The organism is Phytobacter sp. V91 (genome assembly GCF_965644225.1).
Lineage (GTDB): Bacteria > Pseudomonadota > Gammaproteobacteria > Enterobacterales > Enterobacteriaceae > CBFFRJ01.
The window spans coordinates 46,761-53,561 of the sequence record NZ_CBFFRJ010000017.1 but is presented as its reverse complement, the minus strand read 5'-3'; the positions used below and the strand labels follow the sequence as shown (position 1 = coordinate 53,561).

Annotated in this window: 5 protein-coding genes; all 5 read right to left on the bottom strand. The window is 53.4% G+C overall.

The genetic code is table 11. From position 1 onward, the window contains the following. Window positions 1–186: 186 nt before the first annotated feature. The 5 genes from mtr to pnp all read right to left on the bottom strand — a co-directional run bounded on the left by mtr (window position 187) and on the right by pnp (window position 6,780). Complete coding sequence (gene mtr, locus ACSZO4_RS05680; protein WP_437887896.1) at window positions 187–1,431, bottom strand: tryptophan permease; 1,245 nt, start codon at window positions 1,429–1,431, stop codon at window positions 187–189. A 141-nt stretch (window positions 1,432–1,572) separates the two neighbouring features. Beyond that, window positions 1,573–3,474, bottom strand: a complete 1,902-nt coding sequence (locus ACSZO4_RS05675) for a DEAD/DEAH family ATP-dependent RNA helicase (RefSeq protein WP_437887895.1) — start codon at window positions 3,472–3,474, stop codon at window positions 1,573–1,575. Then, the gene (gene yrbN / locus ACSZO4_RS05670; RefSeq protein WP_123349176.1) at window positions 3,467–3,547 is read right to left on the bottom strand and encodes a protein YrbN; all 81 of its coding nucleotides are present in this window, start codon (window positions 3,545–3,547) and stop codon (window positions 3,467–3,469) included. The genes ACSZO4_RS05675 and yrbN overlap by 8 nt, the downstream gene beginning before the upstream one ends. 104 nt (window positions 3,548–3,651) lie before the next feature. After that, window positions 3,652–4,536 carry a lipoprotein NlpI gene (gene nlpI / locus ACSZO4_RS05665; protein WP_437887894.1) on the bottom strand — a complete coding sequence of 295 codons (885 nt, stop codon included), beginning with the start codon at window positions 4,534–4,536 and terminating at the stop codon, window positions 3,652–3,654. A 108-nt stretch (window positions 4,537–4,644) separates the two neighbouring features. Beyond that, complete coding sequence (gene pnp / locus ACSZO4_RS05660; RefSeq protein ID WP_437887893.1) at window positions 4,645–6,780, bottom strand: polyribonucleotide nucleotidyltransferase; 2,136 nt, start codon at window positions 6,778–6,780, stop codon at window positions 4,645–4,647. Window positions 6,781–6,801: the final 21 nt, after the last annotated feature.

Genomic DNA, 6,801 nt, shown 5'->3' with positions numbered 1-6,801 from the left:
AGGCACGAAGAGAGGGCTCGGGACAGCCGAACTGGCGTGCGGTAGATGTGAGGCTGTTACCGCCTTCCAGATACGCCTGGACGGCGGACAGTTTAATCTCGAATGTGTACTTCATAAGAACCTCCGAAAACTGGTTTGGGATTCCAGGTTTCGGGGTTCAGATCATTCGGGAGAGGGCAGCCCTCTCTACCGATAAACCGGTAACAGATTAAAACTCGACAATATATGCACCAGCGCATTGCCCACACCAAACAACAGGATCAGCACAATCATCGGCGTGCCGCCCCAGACGCGAAAAAGTGGGCTGCCAAAACGCTTGCGCGATGCTCTTGCCAGTAAAGCGGGAACAATCGCCGCCCAGATGGTGGCGGCAAGCCCCGCATAGCCAATCGCATACAGAAAGCCATTCGGCCAGAGTAAACCGCCAGCCATTGGCGGCAGAAAGGTCAGTAGCGCCGTTTTAAAGCGCCCGTTTGCGCTGTCATTAAAACCAAACAGGTCGGCAAGATAGTCAAACAGTCCCAGCGTTACGCCAAGGAAAGTGCTGGCAACCGCAAAGTTAGAAAAAATCACCAGCAGCAGATCCAGGCTGCGGTTGTTCAGGACGTTACTCAACGCCTGTACCAACACATCGATATTACCGCCCTTCTCAGCGATGGCGACAAACGCCGGACGCGGAATATTGCCCATCGTTGCCAGTAACCATACCGTATAAAGCCCCAGCGCCAGCAGAGTACCGTAGATCAGGCTGCGGGTAATGGTTCGCGGATCTTTGCCGTAAAACTTCATCAGACTGGGCACATTGCCGTGATAACCAAAAGAGGCCAGGCAAAAAGGCAAGGTCATCAACAGATAAGGCGTATAGACGGTATTTGCTTCTGCGACGTTAAACAGCGTTGCTGGCTGTACGTGCCCCAGCAGGCTGCCAAAAGTCAGAAAGAAGGTAATGATCTTGGCGCCGAGTACGATCGCCGTCATTCGACTGACGGCCCGGGTGGAAAGCCAGACGATAAATGCCACCAGCAGAGCGAAAGCCACTCCGGCCACCCGCGGCGCAACATCGAACGACAGTTGGGCAAAAGTATGGTGCAGGATAGAGCCGCTGGCAGAGATATAGGCGTAGGTCAGAATGTAGAGCACAAAGGCAATCGAGAGGCCGTTAATCACATTCCAGCCGTTGCCCAGCAGATCTCTGGTGATGGTGTCGAAGCTTGAGCCAATACGATAGTTGAGATTGGCTTCCAGGATCATTAACCCGGAATGCAGCATACAGAACCAGGTAAAAATTAACGCCGCCAGTGACCAGAAAAACCATGCACCCGACATAACCACCGGCAATGAAAACATTCCCGCGCCAATGACCGTACCGCCAATAATCACCACTCCCGCCAGCAACGAAGGTGTTGCCTTTGTGGTCGCCAGTGTTGCCATAAACTTCTTTTCTCCTGTCAGGCTAAAATGCCGCAGCATTGTACCAGTACAAGAGTACATAACAGATAAAACAAACCCCGATGTTTCCACCGGGGTTTGTATTTATTACTTTACAGTGTGTAAAGAAAAATCAGCGTGTGATTACGCATCACCAAAGCGACGACGGCTGGTCGTTGCGGTGTTGCCATCTTCACGGCGTGGCGCACGACGCTCACCGCTGAAGCTACGGCCTTCACCGCGGCCGCCTTCGCGACGTTCGCCACCGAAGTTACGGCCGCCTTCACGACGCTCACCGCCGCCACGACGTTCGCCACCACGGTCAGAACGCGGCTGCGCATCACCCAGCAGTTGCATATTCATCGGCTTGTTCAGAATACGCGTGCGGGTAAAGTGCTGAAGAACTTCACCCGGCATACCTTTCGGCAGCTCGATGGTGGAGTGAGTACCAAACAGCTTGATGTTACCGATGTAACGGCTGCTGATATCACCTTCGTTGGCAATAGCGCCCACGATGTGACGCACTTCAACGCCATCATCACGACCCACTTCGATACGATACAATTCCATTTCGCCAGCATCACGACGCTCACGACGTGGACGGTCTTCACCACCACGCTCAGGACGGTCGCCACGCGGGCCACGGTCATTGCGGTCGCCACGACGCTCGAAACGCTCATCACGCTCTTTGAACTCACGACGAGGACGCATTGGCGCATCGGCCGGAACGATCAGCGCACGTTCGCCCTGAGCCATTTTCAACAGTGCGGCAGCCAGCGTTTCGATATCCAGCTCTTCACCTTCAGCAGATGGCTGGATTTTCGCCAGCAGAGCACGGTATTGATCCAGATCGCTGCTTTCCAGCTGCTGCTGAACTTTGGCAGCAAATTTTTCCAGGCGGCGTTTGCCCAGCAGTTCTGCGTTCGGCAGTTCTACTTCCGGAATCGTCAGCTTCATGGTGCGTTCGATGTTACGCAGCAGACGGCGTTCGCGGTTCTCAACGAACAGCAATGCACGACCCGCACGACCCGCACGACCGGTACGACCGATACGGTGAACGTAGGACTCAGAGTCCATCGGGATGTCATAGTTAACAACCAGGCTGATACGCTCAACGTCCAGACCACGTGCTGCCACGTCGGTTGCAATCAGGATATCCAGACGACCGTCTTTCAGACGCTCCAGAGTCTGCTCACGCAGGGCCTGGTTCATATCGCCGTTCAGCGCAGCGCTGTTATAGCCGCTACGTTCCAGTGCTTCAGCAACTTCCAGGGTGGCATTTTTAGTACGGACGAAAATGATCGCCGCATCAAAATCTTCTGCTTCCAGGAAACGCACCAGCGCTTCGTTTTTACGCATGCCGTACACCGTCCAGTAGCTCTGGCTGATGTCCGGACGAGTTGTGACGCTGGACTGAATGCGCACTTCCTGCGGCTCTTTCATAAAGCGGCGGGTAATGCGACGAATCGCTTCCGGCATGGTCGCAGAGAACAGCGCGGTCTGATGTTCAGCCGGGATCTGCGCCATGATGGTTTCAACGTCTTCGATAAAGCCCATACGCAGCATTTCGTCTGCTTCATCCAGTACCAGACCTTTCAGGCCAGACAGGTTCAGCGTGCCACGTTTTAAATGATCGAGCAGGCGACCCGGGGTACCCACAACAACTTGTGGACCCTGACGCAGGGCGCGCAGCTGCACGTCGTAACGCTGGCCGCCGTAAAGGGCTACCACGTTTACGCCATGCATGTGTTTAGAGAAATCAGTCATCGCTTCTGCAACCTGAACAGCAAGTTCACGGGTTGGAGCGAGTACAAGGATCTGCGGTGCACGCAGTTCCGGGTCAATGTTGTGCAGCAGCGGCAGCGAGAAAGCTGCGGTTTTACCGCTACCCGTCTGGGCCATGCCCAGTACATCACGGCCAGACAGCAGGTGCGGAATGCACTCCGCCTGGATCGGAGATGGTTTTTCGTAACCGAGATCGTTAAGGGCTTCAAGAATAGAGGTTTTCAGCCCCAGATCGGAGAAAGTGGTTTCGAATTCAGCCATGTAGTACAAGTGCCTCAATGTCAGTGGCGGCCAGTCTACATAACTCATCGTGAAATTGATCTGCAATTTTCATTGAAAAGTGTGAACCGGCTCAAAGTAGGTGTATTGACGAACAACAACGCCCTCACCAGTTAAGATGATGGCAATCAAAAGATTACGGGCTGATGTGTACGTCAGCTATTGCTGGTCCGATTCTGCCAGGTCGTCTTGCTCCTGGCCCAAGAGCGATAATTCCAACAATGCATAACGGTGCTCAACGAAGTTGTGTACGTTGTTAGCAACCGCTAATTTGAACAGTGCCGTAGCGCTGTCCTTTTCCCCCAGACTTAGGTAGTACTTACCTAAATAGAAGTTGGTTTCACTGAGATGCTCAGCGAGCGAGGTGTTATCCGTTGCGTTCGCCTTGAGGCGATCCATTAACGTTGCTTCGTTAATGTTGCCCAGGTAGAACTCGACAATGTTCCATCCCCATTGCTCTTTATCCGATTTTTCGAAGCGCTGAGACAGTGCTTCTCTGGCCTGCTTCTCATCAAGCTTACGCTCAACGACATAAAGCCACAGGCTACGGAAAGGATCATTGGGATCGTCTTGATAAAACGCCAGCAGATCATCTTGCGCTAACTTGTCACGACCGCCGTAATACAAAGCGATACCGCGATTTAAGTGCGCGTAGTTGTAAGTTGGATCAAGCTCAAGTACAGAATCAAACGCTTCATAGGCAGCATCAAAATTGCCTGCCTGCGTTAAGTAAATGCCTAAGTAATTGAATACCTCAGGCATATCGGGTCGGATAGCCAGCGCTTGTGAAAAATCATTCCGCGCCAGTGCCCTCAGACCGAGACTATCATACAACACTCCGCGCTCATATAAAAGCTGCGCGCGTTCATCATCGGATAAAGCCCGACTGGCAAGAATTTGTTCCATGCGTGCCAGAATCACTTCTTGCTGCAAAGTCGGTTGCAATGGCACCGCCAGGACTTCGCTCTTACGCCAGGCAGAGTTGCTGCATCCTGCCAGCGTTAGAGCTGTCGCAACAAAACACCAGCGCAAAAAAGACTTCATTTCCCACTCCCGAAGACAACAATTGGATGAACGTCCTGTCCCCCGGCTGCAAACACGGCGTCCTGCCCGATAATGTGCCCTCCGCCAGAGCGGAGGGCAAAAACAACCTTACTCGCCCTGCTCTGCTTGTTGCGCTTCCGGCGCAGTTGCAGGCTGAGTCTGTTCGGTAGCTTCTTTAATGCTCAGACGGATACGGCCCTGGCGGTCAACTTCCAGAACTTTCACCGGCACTTCCTGGCCCATTTGCAGATAGTCAGTCACTTTCTCTACACGCTTGTCAGCGATCTGAGAAATGTGGACCAGACCTTCTTTACCGCCGCCGATGGCAACGAATGCGCCAAAGTCAACGATACGGGTGATTTTACCCGCGTAGATACGGCCAACTTCGATTTCAGCGGTGATCTCTTCGATACGACGAATAGCATGTTTCGCTTTTTCACCGTCAGTCGCTGCAATCTTAACGGTACCGTCATCTTCGATTTCGATGGTGGTGCCGGTTTCTTCGGTCAGTGCACGGATAACAGAACCGCCCTTACCGATAACATCTTTGATCTTGTCTGGATTGATCTTGATGGTGTGGATACGCGGAGCGAACTGAGAGATGTCGCCGCGCGGTGCGTTGATCGCTTGTTCCATCACACCCAGGATGTGCAGACGCGCACCTTTAGCCTGGTTCAGAGCAACCTGCATGATCTCTTTGGTGATACCTTCGATTTTGATATCCATCTGCAACGCAGAGATACCTTCACGGCTACCGGCAACTTTAAAGTCCATATCGCCCAGGTGATCTTCATCGCCCAGAATATCAGACAGAACAACAAAGTTTTCGCCTTCTTTCACCAGGCCCATTGCAATACCAGCAACAGCGGCTTTGATCGGCACACCTGCATCCATCAGCGCCAGAGAAGCACCACAGACGGAAGCCATGGAAGAAGAACCGTTGGATTCAGTAATCTCGGACACCACACGTACGGTGTACGGGAATTTGTCCGCATCCGGCATCACTGCCAGCACGCCGCGTTTCGCCAGACGACCGTGACCAATTTCACGACGTTTTGGTGAACCCACCATACCGGTTTCCCCTACAGAGTACGGAGGGAAGTTGTAGTGGAACAGGAACGAATCAGTACGCTCACCCATCAGTTCATCGATGTTCTGTGCGTCACGTGCGGTACCCAGCGTTGCGGTAACCAGCGCCTGTGTTTCGCCACGGGTGAACAGTGAGGAACCGTGAGTACGCGGCAGTACGCCAGTGCGCACGTCCAGACCACGGATCATGTCTTTTTCGCGACCATCGATACGCGGTTCGCCAGCCAGTACGCGGCTACGAACGACGTTTTTCTCGATAGCGTGCAGAATGTCGCCCAGTTCGTTAGCGTCCAGGGTCTCTTCTTCCGCCAGCAGAGCAGCAACGGTCTCAGACTTGATCACGTCAACCAGAGCATAACGCTCTTGTTTGTCGGTTACGCGGTAAGCATCGCTCAGACGAGATTCTGCCAGGGCAGCAACACGAGCATTCAGCGCGTCGTTAGCGGCTTCCGGCTGCCAGTCCCAACGTGGTTTACCGGCTTCTTTCACCAGGTCGTTGATGTTCTGGATAACAACCTGCTGTTGATCATGGCCGAAGACGACTGCGCCCAGCATCTGGTCTTCGCTCAGCAGTTCAGCTTCGGATTCAACCATCAGCACGGCACCTTCAGTACCCGCAACAACTAGGTCCAGCTTACTTTCTTTCAGCTCTTCCTGAGTCGGGTTCAGCACGTACTGGTCGTTGATGTAACCGACGCGCGCAGCACCAATTGGGCCATTGAAAGGAATGCCAGACAGGGACAGTGCGGCGGATGCACCGATCATCGCAACGATGTCCGGGTTAACCTGCGGGTTAACGGAAACAACGGTGGCGATAACCTGAACTTCGTTAACGAAGCCTTCAGGGAACAGCGGGCGCACCGGGCGGTCAATCAGACGCGCAATCAGGGTTTCGCCTTCGCTTGGACGGCCTTCACGACGGAAGAAACCACCCGGGATTTTACCAGCAGCGTAGGTACGCTCCTGATAGTTAACGGTCAGAGGGAAAAAGTCCTGACCTGGTTTTGCTTTTTTCTGGCCAACAACGGTCACGAACACTGCAGTGTCATCCATGCTAACCATAACGGCAGCAGTGGCCTGACGCGCCATCATGCCGGTTTCCAGCGTGACAGTATGTTGCCCGTACTGGAACTTACGAACGATCGGATTAAGCAAAGTATTATCCTTTCTTAATGA